At 41.2% G+C, this 19,351-nt stretch carries 22 protein-coding genes; 4 read left to right on the top strand and 18 right to left on the bottom strand.

Annotated elements, in window-relative coordinates:
• Positions 1 to 51: 51 nt before the first annotated feature.
• The 5 genes from ABJV04_RS07685 to serB form a co-directional block, all read right to left on the bottom strand.
• A complete protein-coding gene (locus tag ABJV04_RS07685) occupies positions 52 to 1,275 on the bottom strand; it encodes an IscS subfamily cysteine desulfurase (RefSeq protein WP_348490837.1) in 1,224 nt (407 codons plus the stop codon).
• A 12-nt stretch (positions 1,276 to 1,287) separates the two neighbouring features.
• Positions 1,288 to 1,776, bottom strand: coding sequence for a Fe-S cluster assembly transcriptional regulator IscR (iscR, locus tag ABJV04_RS07680; protein ID WP_348490835.1), 489 nt, complete (start codon positions 1,774 to 1,776; stop codon positions 1,288 to 1,290).
• A gap of 106 nt (positions 1,777 to 1,882) precedes the next feature.
• Positions 1,883 to 2,692 (bottom strand): serine O-acetyltransferase, encoded by an 810-nt coding sequence (gene cysE, locus ABJV04_RS07675; RefSeq protein WP_348490833.1) that lies wholly within the window; start codon positions 2,690 to 2,692, stop codon positions 1,883 to 1,885.
• Between the two features lie 19 nt (positions 2,693 to 2,711).
• Positions 2,712 to 3,476 carry a tRNA (cytosine(32)/uridine(32)-2'-O)-methyltransferase TrmJ gene (gene trmJ / locus ABJV04_RS07670; protein ID WP_348490831.1) on the bottom strand — a complete coding sequence of 255 codons (765 nt, stop codon included), beginning with the start codon at positions 3,474 to 3,476 and terminating at the stop codon, positions 2,712 to 2,714.
• A gap of 99 nt (positions 3,477 to 3,575) precedes the next feature.
• Positions 3,576 to 4,580: a phosphoserine phosphatase SerB gene (serB, locus tag ABJV04_RS07665; RefSeq protein WP_348490829.1), complete on the bottom strand. Its 1,005-nt coding sequence runs from the start codon at positions 4,578 to 4,580 to the stop codon at positions 3,576 to 3,578.
• A gap of 173 nt (positions 4,581 to 4,753) precedes the next feature.
• On the opposite strand from serB, the gene ABJV04_RS07660 reads away from it, so the two are divergent.
• Positions 4,754 to 5,368, top strand: coding sequence for an AhpA/YtjB family protein (locus tag ABJV04_RS07660; RefSeq protein WP_348490827.1), 615 nt, complete (start codon positions 4,754 to 4,756; stop codon positions 5,366 to 5,368).
• Between the two features lie 41 nt (positions 5,369 to 5,409).
• Here ABJV04_RS07660 and ABJV04_RS07655 read toward each other — a convergent pair whose 3' ends face one another.
• The 10 genes from ABJV04_RS07655 to rpoE form a co-directional block, all read right to left on the bottom strand.
• Positions 5,410 to 6,180, bottom strand: coding sequence for a TatD family hydrolase (locus ABJV04_RS07655; RefSeq protein ID WP_348490825.1), 771 nt, complete (start codon positions 6,178 to 6,180; stop codon positions 5,410 to 5,412).
• 16 nt (positions 6,181 to 6,196) lie between these two features.
• Positions 6,197 to 6,862 (bottom strand): pyridoxamine 5'-phosphate oxidase, encoded by a 666-nt coding sequence (gene pdxH, locus ABJV04_RS07650; protein ID WP_348490824.1) that lies wholly within the window; start codon positions 6,860 to 6,862, stop codon positions 6,197 to 6,199.
• Positions 6,863 to 6,909: 47 nt separating this feature from the next.
• On the bottom strand, positions 6,910 to 7,791 hold the full coding sequence (gene era / locus ABJV04_RS07645) for a GTPase Era (protein WP_348491039.1): 882 nt from the start codon (positions 7,789 to 7,791) through the stop codon (positions 6,910 to 6,912).
• A gap of 23 nt (positions 7,792 to 7,814) precedes the next feature.
• Positions 7,815 to 8,492 (bottom strand): ribonuclease III, encoded by a 678-nt coding sequence (gene rnc, locus ABJV04_RS07640; protein WP_348490822.1) that lies wholly within the window; start codon positions 8,490 to 8,492, stop codon positions 7,815 to 7,817.
• Positions 8,493 to 9,389: a signal peptidase I gene (gene lepB / locus ABJV04_RS07635; protein ID WP_348490820.1), complete on the bottom strand. Its 897-nt coding sequence runs from the start codon at positions 9,387 to 9,389 to the stop codon at positions 8,493 to 8,495.
• Positions 9,390 to 11,186 (bottom strand): translation elongation factor 4, encoded by a 1,797-nt coding sequence (gene lepA / locus ABJV04_RS07630; RefSeq protein ID WP_348490819.1) that lies wholly within the window; start codon positions 11,184 to 11,186, stop codon positions 9,390 to 9,392.
• A gap of 286 nt (positions 11,187 to 11,472) precedes the next feature.
• Entirely contained in the window at positions 11,473 to 11,949 is a 477-nt protein-coding gene (locus ABJV04_RS07625; protein WP_348490817.1) for a SoxR reducing system RseC family protein, read from the bottom strand.
• A 1-nt stretch (position 11,950) separates the two neighbouring features.
• The gene (locus ABJV04_RS07620; RefSeq protein WP_348490815.1) at positions 11,951 to 12,949 is read right to left on the bottom strand and encodes a MucB/RseB C-terminal domain-containing protein; all 999 of its coding nucleotides are present in this window, start codon (positions 12,947 to 12,949) and stop codon (positions 11,951 to 11,953) included.
• Positions 12,930 to 13,553, bottom strand: a complete 624-nt coding sequence (locus tag ABJV04_RS07615) for an RseA family anti-sigma factor (protein WP_348490813.1) — start codon at positions 13,551 to 13,553, stop codon at positions 12,930 to 12,932. Before ABJV04_RS07615 ends, ABJV04_RS07620 begins: the two co-directional genes overlap by 20 nt.
• Positions 13,554 to 13,610: 57 nt before the next feature.
• Entirely contained in the window at positions 13,611 to 14,189 is a 579-nt protein-coding gene (gene rpoE, locus ABJV04_RS07610) for an RNA polymerase sigma factor RpoE (protein ID WP_348490812.1), read from the bottom strand.
• Between the two features lie 183 nt (positions 14,190 to 14,372).
• Between rpoE and nadB the strand changes: the two genes are divergently transcribed.
• A complete protein-coding gene (nadB, locus tag ABJV04_RS07605) occupies positions 14,373 to 15,995 on the top strand; it encodes an L-aspartate oxidase (protein WP_348490810.1) in 1,623 nt (540 codons plus the stop codon).
• Positions 15,996 to 16,065: 70 nt separating this feature from the next.
• Here nadB and ABJV04_RS07600 read toward each other — a convergent pair whose 3' ends face one another.
• The 3 genes from ABJV04_RS07600 to ABJV04_RS07590 form a co-directional block, all read right to left on the bottom strand.
• Positions 16,066 to 16,905, bottom strand: coding sequence for a MaoC/PaaZ C-terminal domain-containing protein (locus ABJV04_RS07600; RefSeq protein ID WP_348490808.1), 840 nt, complete (start codon positions 16,903 to 16,905; stop codon positions 16,066 to 16,068).
• An 86-nt stretch (positions 16,906 to 16,991) separates the two neighbouring features.
• Complete coding sequence (locus tag ABJV04_RS07595; protein ID WP_348490806.1) at positions 16,992 to 17,399, bottom strand: protein YgfX; 408 nt, start codon at positions 17,397 to 17,399, stop codon at positions 16,992 to 16,994.
• Positions 17,400 to 17,424: 25 nt separating this feature from the next.
• Positions 17,425 to 17,676 carry a succinate dehydrogenase assembly factor 2 gene (locus ABJV04_RS07590; protein ID WP_348490805.1) on the bottom strand — a complete coding sequence of 84 codons (252 nt, stop codon included), beginning with the start codon at positions 17,674 to 17,676 and terminating at the stop codon, positions 17,425 to 17,427.
• A gap of 194 nt (positions 17,677 to 17,870) precedes the next feature.
• Here ABJV04_RS07590 and ygfZ point away from each other — a divergent pair, with 194 nt between their 5' ends.
• Both ygfZ and ABJV04_RS07580 read left to right on the top strand, forming a co-directional pair.
• On the top strand, positions 17,871 to 18,818 hold the full coding sequence (ygfZ, locus tag ABJV04_RS07585; protein ID WP_348490803.1) for a tRNA-modifying protein YgfZ: 948 nt from the start codon (positions 17,871 to 17,873) through the stop codon (positions 18,816 to 18,818).
• 44 nt (positions 18,819 to 18,862) lie between these two features.
• On the top strand, positions 18,863 to 19,348 hold the full coding sequence (locus tag ABJV04_RS07580; protein WP_348490802.1) for a peptidylprolyl isomerase: 486 nt from the start codon (positions 18,863 to 18,865) through the stop codon (positions 19,346 to 19,348).
• Positions 19,349 to 19,351 lie beyond the last annotated feature (3 nt).

Here is a 19,351-nt window from a genome sequence, read left to right as displayed (position 1 = left end):
CCTCTTAAATTACGATTTCTCGCGTTAATTCCAATTTAAACGATTCACCAACTAGTGGTGAACCCATTCAACTTTAGTCAGATCCACACCGTCTTTAAACATATCCCAAAGCGGTGACATTTCACGTAGTTTATCAATGGCGTTTTGCACCACACTAACCACGTGATCAATTTCTTCTTCAGTGGTAAATCTACCAATGCTGAATCGAATAGAGCTGTGAGCTAACTCATCGTTTAGTCCCAATGCTCGAAGCACATAAGACGGCTCTAAACTTGCTGACGTACAAGCTGAACCAGAAGACACGGCCATATCTTTAAGCGCCATAATTAATGACTCACCTTCAACATAGGCAAAACTCACATTTAAGTTACCTGTAATACGCTGTTCAAGGTCACCGTTTAAATAAACTTCTTCGATGTCTTTTAAACCATTCCACAAACGGTCACGCAGTTTCAAAATGCGCGCATTTTCTTCAACCATTTCTTCTTTAGCAATACGGAAAGCTTCACCCATACCCACGATTTGATGAGTCGCCAAGGTACCTGAACGCATACCACGTTCGTGTCCACCGCCATGCATTTGGGCTTCAATTCTTACCCGAGGCTTACGACGAACATACAAAGCGCCTATGCCTTTTGGACCATATATTTTGTGAGCTGAAAACGACATTAAATCGACTTTCAATGCCTGTAAATCAATTTCAATTTTACCTGCACTTTGGGCGGCATCTACATGAAACAAGGTTTTGTTTTCTCGACAAATTTCACCAATTTGTTGAATATCCTGAATCACCCCGATTTCATTATTCACGTGCATAACACTGACCAATACAGTATCAGGACGTAAATTTGCCTTAAACTCTTCTAAATCCAACAGACCATTTGGTTTTGGATCCATGTAAGTTACTTCAAACCCTTCACGCTCTAACTGACGACAGGTATCTAACACTGCTTTGTGTTCAGTTTTAAGGGTAATAATGTGCTTACCTTTTTTACTATAAAAGTGAGCCGCACCTTTGATAGCTAAGTTATTTGACTCTGTAGCACCTGAAGTGAATACAATTTCGCGCGGATCAGCATTCACCAATTCAGCAATTTGATTTCTAGCCAAGTCGATGGCTTCTTCAGCAATCCATCCATATTTATGGGACCGAGAGGCCGGATTACCGAAATTCCCTTCAAGGGTTAAACATTCCATCATTTTCTGGGCTACACGAGGGTCAACCGGAGTGGTTGCCGAATAATCCAAGTAGATAGGTAAATTAATATTGCTCATTTTTGGCTCCACTTATAGTTGCAAGCTAATTTCAATTTCATTTGCAACAACAGTATTAAGTTGTTTAGTTCTGTCTTGTCTTCCTGCAACCGTTTTTACGTCTTGTTTGTCCATAAGTTCACCTAACGTAATATTGTTCAGGAATTGACTGATTCGCTCACTTAAATCATGCCACAGGCTATGAGTAAGGCATCGCTCTCCGCCTTGGCAATCTGAATTGCCTTGGCATCGTGTTGCATCCACTGATTCGTCTACAGCACGTATAACTTCACCTACTGCGATTTCTTCAGGTACACGACCTAATTTGTAGCCACCGCCTGGTCCACGAACACTTTGTACAAGATTTTCTTTTCTTAAGCGCGAAAACAATTGCTCTAAATATGACAATGAAATTTCCTGACGCTCCGAAATATCGGCTAACGAGACCGGCCCTCTACGAGAATGTAATGCAACATCTAACATAGCAGTTACGGCATATCGGCCTTTGGAAGTTAGTTTCATAGAAAATACCAGTTAACAAGATACTGTGAATTTTCACATACCTGACTAATTTAGTCAAGTATTAGACCTAGTAATTTAGTCAGGTATTACTTAGAAAAAGTAATGTTTAGATGGATGGATCAAATGCATCCTTTTCTTTTTGAAAATCATCAACAAGATCAGAGTCTTGAAAGTTATCTAAATTAATAGAAGGTAATGAATCTCCACACACAGTGCCGCCCATTTTATTAATTTCTTTACACATTTCTTCCACTTTGGTGTCAATCAAATGCACATGATCTAACATAACACCAATGGCATTCGCCACGGGATCTGGGTTATCTGGGGCGACCGCGTAAGCATCAAAGCCATATTTGCGCGCGATTTTATCACGGCGCTGATGTTTATCCTGATCTTTTTGCTGTTTTTGTACGACTATTCTGCCAGGAATACCGATTACTGTGGCATTTTCGGGTACATCTTTAACCACCACTGAGTTAGAGCCAACTTTTGCGCCTTTATGCATAGTAATAGGTCCAAGGACTTTAGCGCCCGCTCCCACCACCACATTGTCTTCTAAGGTAGGATGGCGTTTTCCACCGTTCCAGCTTGTTCCGCCTAAAGTAACACTATGATATAGGGTGACATCGTTACCAATCTCTGCCGTCTCACCAATGACTACTCCCATACCGTGGTCAATAAAAAAACGACGTCCTAGTGTGGCTCCTGGATGGATTTCTATGCCCGTCAACCAGCGTGAAAATGTTGAAATGCTGCGTGCAAGCCACAACCAATTAGATTTCCATAATTTATGAGCGAGACGATGCAACCAGATTGCGTGCAAACCCGGATAGTTAGTCAGTACTTCAAAGGTTGTACGTGCTGCTGGATCGCGATGAAATACACTTTGAATATCTTCTTTTATTCGCTCAAACATAGTTTTACTTAGAGATTTCCTAATCTTTGGCTTTAATCGATTTATCCACTGAAGCCAAAATACCCCTTAAAATATTCAGTTCTTGGGTTTCGGGACGGGCACGATTAAACAGACGTCTTAATTTGGTCATCACCATACCGGGATGTTGGGGAATGATGAAATTCGTTTTTGAAAGGGTTTGTTCCAAATGACTATAAAAACGCTCTAGGTCATCAGCCAAAGGGTATTCATTTGGTTCACTTTTAATACGTGACTGATTTAAAAAAGCCATTCTAATTTCGTAACACAGGGTTTGCACTGCCGCGGCTAAGTTGAGAGAGCTATACTCTGGATTAGCAGGAATACATACATGGAAATGACATTGCTGCAATTCCTCATTACTTAGGCCATTATTCTCACGTCCAAAAACCAAGGCTACTGGGTATTTCTGCACTTCGCCAATGAGCTTTTCGCCGCACTCTCTTGGCTCAAGCATTGGCCAAGGCAAGGTTCTTGAACGGGCACTTGTGCCCACCACTAAACCACAGTCTTGCACGGCTTCTTCAAGGGTAGAGACTATTTTTGCATTAGCTAATACATCACCCGCTCCTGCTGCAAGAGCGCTCGCTTTGCCATCGGGCTTATCGATAGGATCAACTAAAACTAATTGACTTAACCCCATGGTTTTCATAGCTCTAGCGGTAGAACCGATATTGCCAGTATGAGATGTATTCACCAACACAATTCGCACATTCGCCAGTAGCGAAGTGTCAAGGTTAGCGGCGGTATTTTCAGAGTTAGACATAATTATTTTCTTTTGTTGGTCACGATGTATTAAAGGGATCAAAGTAAGTTCTAAACGTCTGTTAAGTTAATGGATTAACAGATTACTTTATTCTCAAGGCTAACTCTTCAACAAGGCTAACAGCCCATCAGCAGCACAGAATCTTAGAGCTGCATCAGCTTGCTGACGAACAACGGGTTTAGCATGATAAGCCACACCCAATGCTGCCTGCTCCATCATTACCAAATCATTGGCGCCATCACCTAAAGCAATGGTTTGTGAAGCATCAATTTGATAGCGCTGTGCCAATAGGTTCAGGGTATCGGCTTTACTTTGAGCACCAATAATTTCCCCGTCTACCTTGCCCGTTAACTTACCGTCGACAATCTCGAGTTGATTGGAAATGGCATAATCTAAATTCAAACGTTCTGCTAAATAATCAGCAAAGAAGGTAAAGCCTCCTGACGCTATAGCCAGTTTCCAGTTAGCTTTTTTAAGTTTAGCTAACAAACGGCTGATCCCAGGGTTAATTGGAACTCCATCGCGTACCTGTTTAAGAATAGATTCATTGGCTCCTTTTAAACACGCTACACGGCTATTCAAGCTTTGCGCAAAATCAAGCTTACCTTGCATGGCTAATTCAGTCACTTCTGATACTTGCTTGCCAACCCCTGCCAGCTTTGCAATTTCATCAATGCATTCAATACCGATGACTGTGCTATCCATATCCATCAATAACAAACCTGGCTCAGCTAGCGTGGGACGTTGTTTCAGGAAACTAATATCCACTTGAAACTTCACAGCAGCGGATTCGATAACAGCCGCTAAGTCTGCAGAACTTGTAACTTCCACTTCTGCTTCATAAACGCAACCGCTATTTCCTTCGTAGCCTGGTTGAAATACCAAAATATTTATCACATCCGCCAATGCAGTTTGCACTTGATACAACTTTTCCAAATTCAAACTCTCTGAAAAAAGGATAAGTTGTTGTGTACAGATCTCGCTGCTCTCAGCTAATTCAATTTGCTGTTCGTCAGATAAGGTGAAACTCACATTTTTATGGTGAAGATTGGTCAAATATTTGGCCGATAGCCATTCTTCGTTTGATAATTTGGTCGAAAGCACAATTAACCCACCGGATTATTAATTAGGACAGGGATTTTACCGATTTCAATAGGTGACGCAATAAGATATCCCTATGACTTAGAACAATTAACTAACTGAGTTCAAATTAATAAATAAAACAACAACTAATATTGGCAAACGTGGCAAATTGTCTTATTGTCTACGCCATGGATATGACAAAGTTCGGATTGGCTGATTCAGCCCAAAAAGTCCCCAGCAATTACTCAATTTTCAAACGAGTAGCGAACCTCACCTTATTAGTGGTAGCGGCAGCTATTTGTGTGAACATATGGTTGTTAAATACCGAACAGTCACAAAATTGGCACAACAATCAATCGTCACAACTAGGTCGCAGCTTGGCCAAATTCACAGCCGATATTATTGCTCCCCATTTACAAGAACAGCAAAATGATAAAATTCTTCGGTATATCAATTTATTATCTCAAGACCAGCATGTCGCAGGGGTTTCAGTTTATAACCGTTTAGGTGAAGTGGTTGAAAGTAATGAGCAAAATGCTTCTGTACTAGCAAGTTATCTAATTGAAGATGAATTTCCTTTAGTGTTTGTGGAAGAAGTTTTTTTAGAAGATAAATTGTTAGGTTACGTAAGATTGTTACTAGATAAACAACAAGTAATGCTCTACCACCTAGAATATCAGAATCAAATTTATAAACAGCTTTTGATGCTAATGTTGGTAGCGGGTTTGGTGGGGTTATTGCTCACTCGAGCTTACTATAAATTGCGCTTTCGGCATTATGAAAAAGTAAGCAAATCCAACAGAACCTAAGGGAATCAAAAACTCACAAAGCTAGGCCCTGGTGTTTTTGTCTAGTCATTCAAAGCAAAGAGCTCGCAACTGTTAACGCTAGTCTGTTCAATCACCTCTTCAACGCCAACATTCTTAATAACGGCAATATGCTGCGCTATTTCAGGTAAATACTCTGGGCTATTCCGTTGTCCTTGCTTGCCGCAAATGGGCATGTCCGGTGCATCAGTTTCCAATACAATTGCACTCAGTGGGAGCTGTTTTAGGACATCTCTGGTCTTGCCAGCTCTGGGGTAGGTAATAACGCCACCAAACCCCAGTTTGAAGCCCAAATCTAAATAACTTTTAGCTTGCTGATAACTGCCAGAAAAAGCGTGTATCACCCCTGACTGCTGAAATTTTTGCTGCTTTAAGGTGCGAATAATTTCATTGTGTGAACGGCGGTGATGGACAATAACAGGTAGTTTGTAATGCTTGGCTATAGTGAGTTGCTGAGTAAAGAAGTCTTGTTGTTTGTTTTCGTTGTGCTGGTCAGTATCATGAAAGTCGAGACCAATCTCCCCAATCGCTCTGACCATTGAATGCTGCTCAATTAAAGTAATCAGGTTATCAATATGGGCTTGTTCACTTTGGTTAATAAAATATGGATGTATGCCTAATCCATACTCTAACATTGATGAGCTTTCACACAGTTCAATAAGGGACTGCCAGCGGCTAGCTTGAGTCCCTGGGATGATAATTTTTTTAATACCCAGTTGTGAACAACGATTTAGCACCTCATTTCTATCTATATCAAAGGCATCAAAATCTAAATGGCAGTGGCTATCAATCATTACAGCCAGTCTTCCATTAAGGCATTAAACGTTGTATTTGCCAGTTCTGACTATTCGAATCTGCTGTTTGTTGTGTATCCCCTAAGGTATAAACAAAGCGATTGTGCAGACGATGCTCTCCCCCCTGCCAGAACTCGATTTCATGGGGAACAACACGGTAGCCACCCCAAAACTTAGGAAGGGGAATTTCCCCTGCAGAGAATTTCTTTTTCACTTCATCAAATTTACTCATTAACATTTGACGAGTAGAGATGGGTTGGCTTTGTTTCGATGCCCATGCAGCTAGCTGACTTTCCTTCGGTCGAGAGAGAAAGTACTTGGCCACTTCAGCAGTACTAAGGGGCTGAGCAGTACCACAGACTTTGACTTGTCGCTCCATAAAATACCATGGAAAATGCAGGGATACTTTAGGGTTATTGGCCAACTCTGTTGCTTTTCGACTACCTAAGTTTGTGTAGAATACAAAACCTCTGTCATCGACATCTTTGAGCAACACAATTCGTTGAGACGGCTGACCATCAGGAGATACTGTGGCCACGGTCATGGCCGTTGGATCTGGTGAGTCCGAATCAATAACCTGTTTGAGCCAATGGTTAAATTGGTTTATTGGGTTTGAATCGAGATCCTCTTGACGTAACTCACCCAGGTTGTAATTTCTTCGCAGACCATGGATATTTGCCATCTCACTCACCTTTGTTAATTCACTCACGCTCATAATGATAGGCGCGTTTAATAATTGTTATCTCCGTAACCCAGGCTTCTAAGGGCACGTTCGTCATCTGCCCAGCCTGACTTAACTTTAACCCAAAGCTCCAAAAACACTTTGTTTTCGAACAAACTTTCTAGATCTTTTCTTGCCTCTGCGCCGATAGTTTTTAGTCGTTGACCGCCCTTACCTATTACCATGCGCTTTTGCGTCTCACGCTCGACTAAAATCAAGCCATTGATTCGATATACGCCATTCTCAGCAAGCAAAAATTGTTCAATTTCAACTGTCACAGAATAAGGTAATTCGTCACCGGTAAAGCGCATGAGCTTTTCACGTACAATTTCAGCTGCCATAAACCGACTTGATCTATCGGTTATGTAATCCTCAGGAAAATAAAACTCACTTTCTGGCAAGGTGTAATGGACCATTTCCCGAAGTTCTTCGACATTGCGCCCTAACTTAGCGGAAACCGGCATGATTTTTTCAAAATCATGTTGCTCCTGAAGCCATTGCATATGTGTCATCAATTGGGTTTTATCTTTTACGTTGTCACTTTTGTTGATTAACAACCAACAGGGCAATCCGGACTGCTTAACCTTAGTCAGTACCATTTGATCATCATCGGTCCACTTTGTGCCTTCAACTAAGAACAAAACCAGTCCGACTTCTGCTAGAGAACTTGATGCAGCACGATTCATGAGTTTATTGATTGCACGCTTTTCTTCCACGTGTAATCCCGGCGTATCAACAAAAATAGCTTGGTGATGACCTTCTGTATCGATTCCCATGATTCGGTGACGTGTAGTCTGGGGCTTTCTAGAAGTGATACTCACTTTTTGCCCCAACAGCTTATTCAGTAGCGTTGATTTTCCAACATTAGGACGACCTACGATGGCAACCATGCCACAAAATGTTTTTGCCTCTGTCACGTTAATTTCTCCAATACCTGTTTGGCTGCTTCTTGCTCTGCTTTTCGACGTGAACTACCTCGACCCGACACTTTTTCCGATAAGCCTTCAACCGAACAGTTAACCACGAATATTTGGTCATGATCTTTACCAAGCACTTCCACTACTTCGTATTCTGGCAAAGGCAACTTACGGCCTTGGAGAAATTCCTGCAATTGAGTTTTATTGTCTTTGGGGTGTGCAGTGGGATCTAAATCATTAAATCGCGAAGCGAACCAATTCAAAATCAACTGCTTACAGCAATCTAAACCTGATTCTAAATAAATTGCACCAATGATCGCTTCAACGGCATCAGCAAGTATTGAGCTGCGTCGATAACCGCCACTTTTTAGCTCTCCTGAGCCAAGTAATAGAATGTCCCCTAGCTCAAACTCTCTGCCGACTTCAGCTAGGGTTTCCCCTTTTACTAAAGTCGCTCGCATTCTAGTGAGTTTACCTTCGGGTTGCATTGGAAAACGTTTGAACAACTCTTCCGCGACCACCAGCCCTAAGACTGCATCACCCAAATATTCCAAACGTTCATTGTGAACATTTTTATAACTGCGATGAGTCAGTGCCAAGGTTAGATTATCTGCATCTAAAAATTGGTAACCAATGCGTTTATATAATTTTTTGTAGGATGGGTTTAGCGCCATTTATTCAATGCCACCCACACGCTCAAATCGCACACCTGTAGGTATCCACGTTGGCAATATATCTTCAGGAACACGTTCAAATTCAAAACTAATCCAAATAGCAACCGCTTTACCGACTAAATGATCGTCTGAAACAAATCCCCAAAAGCGGCCATCTTCACTATTGTCACGGTTATCGCCCATAACAAAATAATGTCCTTGTGGCACTACCCATTCACCAATTTTGGTACCTGGCTGCTCATGGTAACGACTAATATCATCTAATCTTCTTGGGAAAATAAGGATCTCATGATTCACATCGCCCAATTTTTCACTAAATTTATTAATCTGATAACCTTGATAGTTATATTGTCCCAAAAAGTCTCTTTCTACTTTGTACTCTGGCAAACAACCTTGCCTTGAAGGACATGCAGGTTTGATATACAGATCTTTAGACGAATAACTAATAGTATCGCCAGGTAACCCAACGACTCGTTTAATATAATCTAACTTAGTATTTTCTGGATATTTAAAAACAACGACATCGCCACGCTCTGGCTCACCCGTTTCAAAAAACTTAGTGCGAGTGACAGGATCTTTTAAACCATAAGAAAACTTTTCTACCAGAATAAAATCGCCCACTAATAAAGTTGGCATCATTGAACCTGATGGGATCTGAAATGGTTCATATAAAAAAGAACGTAAAACCAATACAAATGCAATTACCGGAAAAATTTGCTGTGCAGTATCCACTACATAAGGAATAGGTAGTTCGGTACCCTCGGGTAAAGCGTTGCCGCCGTTAGCAGCAATTACTTTCTGCCGACGTTTTGGCGCGAACACCTTGGCATCGATTAACCAAATCAAACCTGATGCTACTGTTATAAAAACTAGAAATAATGAAAAGTAATTGGCCATTTATTTTCCTACCTTGAGTACGGCTAAAAATGCATCCTGCGGTAACTCAACATTACCCACTTGTTTCATACGTTTTTTACCTTCTTTCTGCTTCTGTAGCAGCTTTTTCTTACGACTCACGTCACCACCATAACATTTTGCAATTACGTTTTTACGAAGCTGCTTTATAGTACTTCTGGCAATAACATGATTTCCAATAGCGGCTTGAATCGCAATATCGAACATTTGTCTGGGGATTAATTCCCGCAATTTTTCGACTAAATCACGACCACGACCTTGAGCGTTATCCTTATGGGTAATAACCGCAAGGGCGTCTACTCGCTCTCCATTAATCAAGATATCTAAACGCACCATGTCAGCAGCATTAAACTTAATAAAGTTATAATCCAGAGAAGCAAAACCGCGGCTAGTTGATTTCAAACGGTCGAAAAAGTCCATGACAACTTCAGCCATTGGTAATTCATAAACCACTGCAACCTGCTTACCGTGGTAGGTCATATTAGTTTGTACACCACGTTTTTCGATACACAGTGTAATTACATTACCTAAATAGTCTTGTGGTACCAAGATGTGGGCTTCGACAATAGGCTCACGAATTTCAGCAATGTCATTTATAGGAGGTAATTTGGACGGGTTGTCTACTTTGAGTAATTCACCTTTAGTGGTTTCTACTTCATACACCACGGTTGGCGCAGTAGTGATCAAATCTAAGTCGTATTCTCTTTCCAAACGCTCTTGGATGATTTCCATGTGCAACATACCTAAGAATCCAATTCGGAATCCAAAGCCCAGTGCAGAAGAGCTTTCTGGCTCATAAAACAACGATGCATCGTTTAAGGTAAGTTTTGCTAACGCATCGCGGAAATCTTCGTATTCATCAGAGCTGACCGGGAATAAACCTGCATACACTTGCGGCTTAATTTTTTGAAAACCCGGAAGTGCAGTTTCAGCAGGCGCTTTTGCTAACGTAATAGTATCGCCAACCGGCGCCCCTTGAATATCTTTAATACCGGCAATGACATAACCCACTTCACCGGTTTTAAGCTCACCGGTTTTGGTTTGTTTAGGTGTAAAGATACCCACATTATCCGCTTGGTGTACTGCACCATTTGACATGATTTGTATTTTATCTTTGGCGTTGAGAGTTCCTTCCATCACTCGTACTAAGGAAACCACTCCTTGGTAGTTGTCGAACCAAGAGTCGACAATAAGTGCTTTTAAAGGTGCGTCAGGATCGCCTTCAGGAGGAGGAACTTGACGAACAATCACTTCTAAAACATCTTCGATTCCAATTCCGGTTTTAGCAGAACAACGCACCGCATCAATGGCATCGATACCGACTATGTCTTCAATTTCTTCGGCAACACGGTCAGGTTCGGCTTGTGGAAGGTCAATTTTATTCAAAACTGGAACCACTTCCATATCTAAATCGATGGCGGTATAACAGTTGGCTAAGGTTTGCGCTTCAACACCTTGTCCTGCATCAACGACTAACAAGGCCCCTTCACATGCAGCTAAAGAACGTGACACTTCATAGGTAAAGTCAACATGCCCTGGTGTATCAATGAAATTCAACTGATAAGTTTCACCATCTTTGGCAGTGTAATTTAGGGTGACACTTTGGGCTTTAATCGTAATCCCGCGCTCACGCTCAATGTCCATCGAGTCTAAGACTTGCTCAGACATCTCACGTTGGGTCAAACCGCCACAATGTTGAATAAGTCGATCTGAAAGAGTCGATTTACCATGATCAATATGGGCTATTATGGAAAAGTTACGAATGTGCTTATGTTGCATAGTTTAAGACTGTTACCTACAGCTAGTGCCCTTGCTATCAAAAGTGATGACGCAGGAACGAATAAAAAATAATTTGGCGGGGATTTTACAGTGTTCTGGAGCACATTGCGATAATGTTCTGACGAATACTCAGACAATTGATTTAATACTTGTTAATAAAACGATTTTTAAGGTTAGCTCCTCACTTATCGTGGCGCAAATTTCGTATTGACGGGGTCGTAGGCGTTATTGCAAAAACATTCCCTCCGACTGGCCAGCTGGATAGCATCGTTGATAATTGAACAGATTATTTAGAGTTAACGACTAAAGAGTCATCTTGAGCGGGTAAAATAGCCAATAGCTTAGGTTGGAATCGATTCTTATTCGGTTGATTTGCGTACTTTTTAAGAAATTTAAACGTGATAAATGTGGTAAAAAAAGCAGCTCCAACAATCCAGAGTTCATGTTGTAAATCAATTAAAGGTAACAAATATTGTGCACTTAACGCAGTAACAATCATCACCAACAGTGGCAATAAATATATCATTGCAGAAGCCGTCAACAGCTGGTTTTCTGCAACCCCAAGCTTAACTTTTTGACCAACTTTGGCGCTGTGATGACAGCGTAAAATTAATTGCTCTTTTTTTGGGGTAAACGCTTTAGCAACCACGCCGGTGCCGCAGTTATCTTGCGCCTGACAACCACCGCAGGTAGATTTAATTTCGGTTTCAACCCAAATATGATCTTTATCCACTGCGGTAATAACCCCAATCTCTTCAATCACGTTATTGCACCTTAGTTACTGAAGCGGCGATAGAATTTGCGGTATTAGCGGGAATTTTTCCAATTACCGTGACCAGAACTGGCCCCTGCTTTCTTGAAAAATAAATATCTGAACCAAAGCGAGCGACTATGTCGCTTTCTGCTGCAGACGCAGTGGCTTGTTGCATATACACAGAGATATCAACCAAGCCATCGCTTAACATTAAATATTCTAAAGATCCTGCATTATCAGGTAATTGGCGCACACTATGTTTTATCTGTTTCATGCCCACAGGGACATAATCAACTTGCCACAGCTTCTCTACTTCCTCAGTTGCTTCTAATTGAATAACAGCTGGCATTGTTGCCGCTTCTAATTTAGCGAAATAAGGATCAGGTTGTTCCGTTACGTTTAATTCAGTAACTTGAATTTGTTCAACTTTTTGACCGTTCAATTCCATTACATTAATTTTTAACGGTAAGCCCGTTTCCTGATCTAACCAAAGGTTATATCCATAACGGCTTTTATCTTTACTTATCATCCGAATTTGTTGAGCAATTTTACCAGAGATCCGGCTCTTTCCGATGATGACAAAGTCGTAGGAACTCAAAAGTGATTTAGGATCTGTTAGCAACACATTCGGCATAGGACCAATAATGTAACCTGAAGCCAAACTATAGGGTGCACGGTGAGACTCAAAATAACTGACTTTATCCCCTACCCTCACAACTTCGCGTCCTGGACCATTTAATTGATCGAGCTGCTCCATTTCAATGCCATGTTCATTCACGCCATGACGCCAAAGGTAAGGCTGAGGATCCGATCCTGGTTTGGATAAAACAAATGAAACTGTGTAATTGAGCTGGGTTTTAGCGTTCGCCATTTTGTCTAGCCACATTAACACGTTTGGATCTTGTATTAATCCAACCTGCGCACTAGCCAATTTGATACAACTAAAAAAGAGTAATGCAGCCCAAAGATAATTGAGCTGCAGAAAGTATTTATTCAGGAAGTTTCTCACGTTCTTGGTTTACTTCTGGTTGATTAGCTTCAGATTTAACTTCATCTACCAAAGCACTTTCGTCTTCAAGATAACGTTGGCTATCTTTTAGCAAAACTTGCTCCATGTGGTCGTTGATAAACGCGTTGATACGACGTTGATGGTCACGAACACTTACCGCTGGTGTCACCTGTGTTTGCTCTAGGCTAACTGGTGATAATCCACCTTGGATACCAGGGTATGAAGCTGGAGCTGGGTTGAACACCTGTTGCTCATCTTGATTCAATTGTTGAACACCAACAACTACTGCAACTGCAACAGAGGCGGCTATCGCTAATTGACCACCAGAGCGAACTAAAGGTACCACATTACTGATAACCGGTAGATCACGCCAAGTGCGCTTAGGAGCTAATATAGCGGGTTCAGACTCCAATGCAGCCGCAATAGATGCGCTTACATCAAAATCCGCGCTTATTGGCATTTCTTTACGCATAGATTGACGAATAATGTGATAACGCTGCCACTTAGCAGCCATTTCATCATCATTGAGGATATCGGAGACAAAGTTATCGTCTTGACTCTCACCGTCAACAAATGCGGACAAATTTTCATGCTTATGCGTCATAAAAGGTTCCTGAATTAACGCTTCATTCTTCAACATTTTTTTACAAATGTCATTTATTTATCTTTCTAAGAGCGGGTTTAAGACTTTATCTATCGCCTCTCTCGCTCTAAAAATTCTTGAACGTACTGTCCCTACAGGGCAGTCCATCACATTTGCTATGTCTTCATAGCTCAACCCTTCCAATTCACGTAATGTAATAGCCATGCGTAAATCTTCGGGCAATTTATCAAGTGCATCAAATAACACTTTTTCAAGCTCTTCTGACATCAGACTACGTTCAGGGGAGTTTTGTTCCTTTAACGCGTCACTTCCGTCATAATAATCTGCTTCTTCTGCATCCACATCACTGGCAGGAGGCTTTCTCCCCTGCGAAACTAAATAATTCTTTGCACTATTAACCGCAATTCTGTAAAGCCAAGTGTAAAAGGCACTGTCACCGCGAAAATTAGGTAAAGCCTTATAAGCTTTAATAAAAGCTTCTTGGGTCACATCTGCTACATCACCTGAGTTTTTCACATAACGTGATACCAAATGCGCGACTTTGTGTTGATACTTAGTTACCAACAAACCAAACGCGTTTTTATCTCCGCGTTGTACTTTTTCAACAATTTGTTGATCCGTTATCTGCTCGCTCATTCGAGCCATCACTCCTAATACAAATACTACCACGGCTCTCGCAAGCACAAATATAGACTGTACGTTTTGCGAAAAGTTCGATTTAAATTAAATTATTACAAACTTTCTATTAAAAGGCTTATTTTCACAAGCTGTCAATTCTGATAGGGTCTGCAAATTCATTCCAATTGGCTATTATACTATATGAGCTCTACTGTTGAACATCGTTGTGACGTTTTGATTATTGGAAGTGGCGCAGCAGGTCTTTCATTAGCATTGAAGTTAGCTGAAAAATATAACGTCATCGTGCTAAGTAAAAGTACCTTATCAGAGGGATCCACTCGATATGCTCAGGGTGGGATCGCCGCGGTTTTTGATGAACAAGACTCTATTGAGTCACATGTTAAAGATACCCTTGAAGCCGGCGCAGGCCTATGCGAAGAACAAGCCGTTCGCTTTACAGCTAATCAAGCAAAGTCCTGTATGGAATGGCTTATCAATTATGGCGTTCCCTTTGATCAAGAAAAAGATGAACAAGGTAACTCCCGCTACCACCTAACCAGAGAAGGCGGACACAGTCACCGCAGAATTTTACATGCAGCCGATGCCACAGGCTTCGCAGTTCAAACCTCTTTACAAGAAGCGGTGATGCAACATCCTAATATTCACCTATTTGAACGATATAATGCCATTGATTTAGTGCGTCACGAAGATGCGCCAAATCAGTGTTTAGGTGCCTATGTTTGGAACCGCAAAAAAGAACACGTAGAACTTATACGCAGTCGATTTACTGCTTTGGCAACTGGCGGAGCAAGCAAAGTTTATCAGTACACCTCAAATCCGGATGTTTCCAGTGGCGATGGCATTGCAATGGCGTGGCGCGCTGGTTGTTCAGTAGCGAATATGGAATTTAATCAATTTCACCCAACCTGTCTGTTTCATCCAGAAGCCAAAAACTTCCTAATCACCGAAGCATTACGTGGAGAAGGTGCATTTTTATGCCACGCTGATGGCAGTAAATTTATGCATAAATTTGACCCTAGAGGTGATTTAGCGCCGCGAGATATTGTTGCCCGCGCAATCGATTTTGAAATGAAGCGTCTTGGAAAAGACTGTATGTATTTGGACATTAGTCATAAATCTGCCGATTTCATTGTTAAGCATTTCCCAAATATTTATCGTAAATGTCGCTCCCTTGGCATTGATATTACACGCCACCCTATTCCCGTAGTGCCAGCTGCCCACTATAGTTGTGGTGGAGTAAAAACCGATTTTAACGCTAAGACAGATTTAGATAACTTGTATGCCATAGGTGAAGTAGCGTACACAGGGTTGCATGGTGCTAACCGCATGGCCAGCAATTCATTATTGGAATGTGTTGTGTTTGCCCATGCAGCAGCGAATGATATTTTAGCCAAATCTGATAGACCAACTTTCGAACAATCAATTCCACCTTGGGATGAAAGCCAAGTGGGTGATTCAGATGAAGAGGTCGTGATACAACATAACTGGCATGAGCTACGCCTATTTATGTGGGATTATGTTGGCATAGTGCGCACCAATAAACGATTAGAAAGAGCGTTGCGCAGAATAGAGTTATTGCAACAGGAAATTCACGAGTACTATGCTAACTTTCGTGTTTGCAACAACATATTGGAATTAAGAAACTTAGTTACAGTGGCTGAACTCATCGTACGTTGTGCAATGAAACGTAAAGAAAGTCGTGGTTTACACTATAATCTTGATTATCCAGATACCCTTGATAAAGCTGAAGTCACAGTACTTAGTGGCCGCAGCAGTTCGCCATCTCAACGGCTTGACTCGTAAACGCCCTAGGTTATTTGTGAGCAAGGGAGATTTCCATCTCCCCTGCTCTAAACGTTAACTCGAAGTCCTACTAAAGCCTTATCTGTCCTTTGCAGTGACAAATTTGTTTATCTTCACTGGTAAGCACAAATTGTGTTTCAGAAGCGCTGTTAGACGCCCTCCACAAAATCACATCCGACGGCAAAAATAAAGGCTTCAAAAAGTTAACCTTCACAAAAAACCTATCAGAAATTTGCTGTTGGAACTCAGACACACTTCTTGCCTTACTCCACATTCCGTGTGCAATAGCAGATTTAAAGCCGAATAATTTGGCGCTAGTTTGACTCAAGTGTATGGGATTAAGGTCACCAGATACTTTGCCGTAACGACGACCTATACCGGTATCACAATGCCATTGACTCATAAAATCTAAGTTAGTATCAAATTGATAGGGTGAAGATTGGGACTTGCCAGTAAAACATGACTTATTAACGGCTAATAGCTCACTTACAGACTGCCATATCACTTGCTGATGCTGATAAAATGTAGACTCAATTTTAAAACTAATACCTTTTACATGTCGCTCGAAACTAACAAGCTTACTTTCAAGTTCTAATTCACTGGAGCGGTCTAACGGCATTAACACTTCGATTTGATTGCTTAAATGAACAATGCCTAACAATGCGAACGGAAACTGCTCATTGAGCATTAATTGCATATGTTGCTTGAAAGCATACAAATGTAAAAAGCACGGATGAATGTCATCGTGCTGGGTCTCTTGCCATTGAACAACATTGTGATATGCCTTGATTTTAGCCCCATCGACTTCATTAATTTTTTGTCGAATATTCAGGTCCAGTCTAGGCAACAGAGCTGAGTCGAACACTAAAGGGTGATTTCTTTTTAGACCTGCTCTTAAAAAATCCAGCATAAACACCTTAATCCTTTTTGACCAAAATCGGACTAGTAATACCTTAACGGCCATTATCCAAAAGGGAGTACAAGTATACGAGGCCGTTAACAATCCATTGGCTGCTGCTGGCATCGCAATATAATTCGACAAAGACGTCTGAAATCTTGTTCAGAAACTTGATCTTTTGCTAACCACAAAAAACGTGGTTGGTTATCAAACACCGTTTTTTCGAAGAACAAACAGATAAAAGCACCACAAATTTTACTTTGATGGCTAAGTTTACAATATCCGTGATGAGCACCTTGCAACCAATTAACTTCCCCTGTGGGGGTTAAGCTCATTACACTTGGAGAATACTTTTGCTTCAGTTTGAATATCCAGCCAAGACCGAATATTAAGGTGAGAAGACTGCAACCACTTTGTAATAACAATTGGCCTGGAATAACGGACTCTTTCCACAGCCAAAAGGTCATTATTAAAAAGCTAATCCAACTGATTTGTAAACAAAGCATTAGACGGCTTTTTGCAATGCTGATCCTATACTTTGACACGGCTCAAAATATACTCGACCATTTGCGCAAGCTCGGGATCTTCGCATTCTTGATGCCCCATAAACCAAGCAAACAGGTCAGGATCATCACTGGTGAGTAAACGTTCAAAGACCAATTGTTGAGATTCATCCAAATCCTCAAACGCTTCATCAACAAACGGCATAAAAAGGACGTCAAGTTCAAGCATGCCTCGTCGACACGCCCACTTCAATCTAGACAATCTTTTTTTATCAAACATCCTGGCTCCAGGTAAAAATATTAAACATTATGGGATAGCTATTTTAGTCAACGCATTATTGAATAATTAGCCGAGGCTAATTGTATTCTGATTATGCTAAAAAATCTCAGACAAATTCACGAGACACTTGCATCTGAGTCGCAAAACCCCATTATAGTGGTCATGATAGATAGATTAACAAGGTATTAGCGAATATGCAGTCTAGTTTTTCAACACCAGACAGTTTTTATGGTGAATTAACTAACCTAGGGATTATTTCCGTCGAAGGGGAAGAAGCAGTCAGTTATCTGCAAGGAAAAGTCACCAACGACATGGATTCATTAGGCGAAGAAAAGATACAACTTGGTTGCCATTGTGATTTTAAAGGCAAAACCTGGAATATTTTTCACGCCATCAAAACTCCTGAGGGAGTAGATTTACTGTGTCATCGCGAAAGTATCCCTGCATCATTGGCTGAGCTAAAAAAATATGGCGTGTTTTCTAAAGTAGAATTCAACGACACTACAGCTAACTGGCAGTATTTTGCGTTAAGTGGCGCAGAATCAGAACAATCATTAGAAGGTATCTTCGAACAACTCCCAACTGAACATTTGCAGGTTATCTCGAATGAAGATGGTAAAGTTATTCGCTTCGATGCGCCTTTTACACGTTATCTAGTGTTAGCTAAACCCGCTCTAGCGCAGCAATTGAATCAACAACTAACAACATCAAAAATGGCAGAAGCGTATTGGGAAGCCGCGGATATATTAAGTGGTTTAGCAAACATTCAAGGGGCCACCTCAGAGCAATTTGTCCCGCAAATGATGAATTTGCAAGCACTTCAGGCCATCAGCTTTGATAAAGGTTGTTACATGGGGCAAGAAGTTGTTGCCCGCACTAAATATCTAGGTAAAAACAAAAGAGCCGCCTTCATTCTAAAATCAGACAATAGCTCTTCCTTACTTGCAGGTGATATTTTAGAGGCTAAAATGGGAGATAACTGGCGACGAAGTGGTACTGTATTGCGTAGCGCCTCGTTAGAAACTGGCACCTGCGTATTAGCCATACTGCCAAATGATACAACAGCAGAGCAAATATTTAGATCCAAAGAGAACCCAGAGCAACTATTTACGGTAGCGCCTTTACCCTACAGCCTTGATTAATTTATCCGGTGTGATTAACCAAACAATATAGAGAATAACGTTTTATGCTAATTTCAGAAAATGCCATTGTGACAATGCACTTTACCGTAAAAACCCAAGATGGAACGCAAATTGATTCATCTCGAGACGGTGAACCAATGATCTACATGCAAGGTAGCCAATACCTTATTAAAGGCTTAGAAGATGCCTTAGAAGGTCGCCAAAAAGGCGATAAGTTTGCTCTCGATGTGCCGCCTGAACTAGCTTATGGTGAACGTCATGATGAACTTGTACAAATGGTACCAAAAACCATGTTTGAAGGAATGGAAGTTGAAGTTGGTATGACGTTTAGAGCGACAACGGACAATGGTGAGCAATCCGTCATGGTAATTGATGAAACTGATGATGAGGTTGTGATCGATGGCAATCACCCTCTTTCTGGTGTGCCACTGAATTTTGACGTTGAAATTCTAGAAGTAAGAGAAGCAACGGATGATGAAATAGCCCATGGCCATCCACATGCCGAAGGCGGTTGTGGTCATCATCATTAAGAG

Source organism: Aliiglaciecola sp., from assembly GCF_039982535.1.
Lineage (GTDB): Bacteria > Pseudomonadota > Gammaproteobacteria > Enterobacterales > Alteromonadaceae > Aliiglaciecola.
Note: the sequence above shows the minus strand (reverse complement) of the source record. Positions and strands in the feature narration are given on the sequence as shown.

What these genes read in the sequence shown, in the direction of transcription:
- ABJV04_RS07685 (WP_348490837.1), bottom strand. Translation starts at nt 1,275, where the DNA reads ATGAGCAATATTAATTTACCTATCTACTTGGATTATTCGGCAACCACT.
- iscR (WP_348490835.1), bottom strand. Translation starts at nt 1,776, where the DNA reads ATGAAACTAACTTCCAAAGGCCGATATGCCGTAACTGCTATGTTAGAT.
- cysE (WP_348490833.1), bottom strand. Translation starts at nt 2,692, where the DNA reads ATGTTTGAGCGAATAAAAGAAGATATTCAAAGTGTATTTCATCGCGAT.
- trmJ (WP_348490831.1), bottom strand. Translation starts at nt 3,476, where the DNA reads ATGTCTAACTCTGAAAATACCGCCGCTAACCTTGACACTTCGCTACTG.
- ABJV04_RS07660 (WP_348490827.1), top strand. Translation starts at nt 4,754, where the DNA reads ATGACAAAGTTCGGATTGGCTGATTCAGCCCAAAAAGTCCCCAGCAAT.
- ABJV04_RS07655 (WP_348490825.1), bottom strand. Translation starts at nt 6,180, where the DNA reads ATGATTGATAGCCACTGCCATTTAGATTTTGATGCCTTTGATATAGAT.
- pdxH (WP_348490824.1), bottom strand. Translation starts at nt 6,862, where the DNA reads ATGGCAAATATCCATGGTCTGCGAAGAAATTACAACCTGGGTGAGTTA.
- era (WP_348491039.1), bottom strand. Translation starts at nt 7,791, where the DNA reads ATGGTTGCCATCGTAGGTCGTCCTAATGTTGGAAAATCAACGCTACTG.
- rnc (WP_348490822.1), bottom strand. Translation starts at nt 8,492, where the DNA reads ATGGCGCTAAACCCATCCTACAAAAAATTATATAAACGCATTGGTTAC.
- lepB (WP_348490820.1), bottom strand. Translation starts at nt 9,389, where the DNA reads ATGGCCAATTACTTTTCATTATTTCTAGTTTTTATAACAGTAGCATCA.
- lepA (WP_348490819.1), bottom strand. Translation starts at nt 11,186, where the DNA reads ATGCAACATAAGCACATTCGTAACTTTTCCATAATAGCCCATATTGAT.
- ABJV04_RS07615 (WP_348490813.1), bottom strand. Translation starts at nt 13,553, where the DNA reads ATGACGCATAAGCATGAAAATTTGTCCGCATTTGTTGACGGTGAGAGT.
- rpoE (WP_348490812.1), bottom strand. Translation starts at nt 14,189, where the DNA reads ATGAGCGAGCAGATAACGGATCAACAAATTGTTGAAAAAGTACAACGC.
- nadB (WP_348490810.1), top strand. Translation starts at nt 14,373, where the DNA reads ATGAGCTCTACTGTTGAACATCGTTGTGACGTTTTGATTATTGGAAGT.
- ABJV04_RS07600 (WP_348490808.1), bottom strand. Translation starts at nt 16,905, where the DNA reads ATGCTGGATTTTTTAAGAGCAGGTCTAAAAAGAAATCACCCTTTAGTG.
- ABJV04_RS07595 (WP_348490806.1), bottom strand. Translation starts at nt 17,399, where the DNA reads ATGCTTTGTTTACAAATCAGTTGGATTAGCTTTTTAATAATGACCTTT.
- ABJV04_RS07590 (WP_348490805.1), bottom strand. Translation starts at nt 17,676, where the DNA reads ATGTTTGATAAAAAAAGATTGTCTAGATTGAAGTGGGCGTGTCGACGA.
- ygfZ (WP_348490803.1), top strand. Translation starts at nt 17,871, where the DNA reads ATGCAGTCTAGTTTTTCAACACCAGACAGTTTTTATGGTGAATTAACT.
- ABJV04_RS07580 (WP_348490802.1), top strand. Translation starts at nt 18,863, where the DNA reads ATGCTAATTTCAGAAAATGCCATTGTGACAATGCACTTTACCGTAAAA.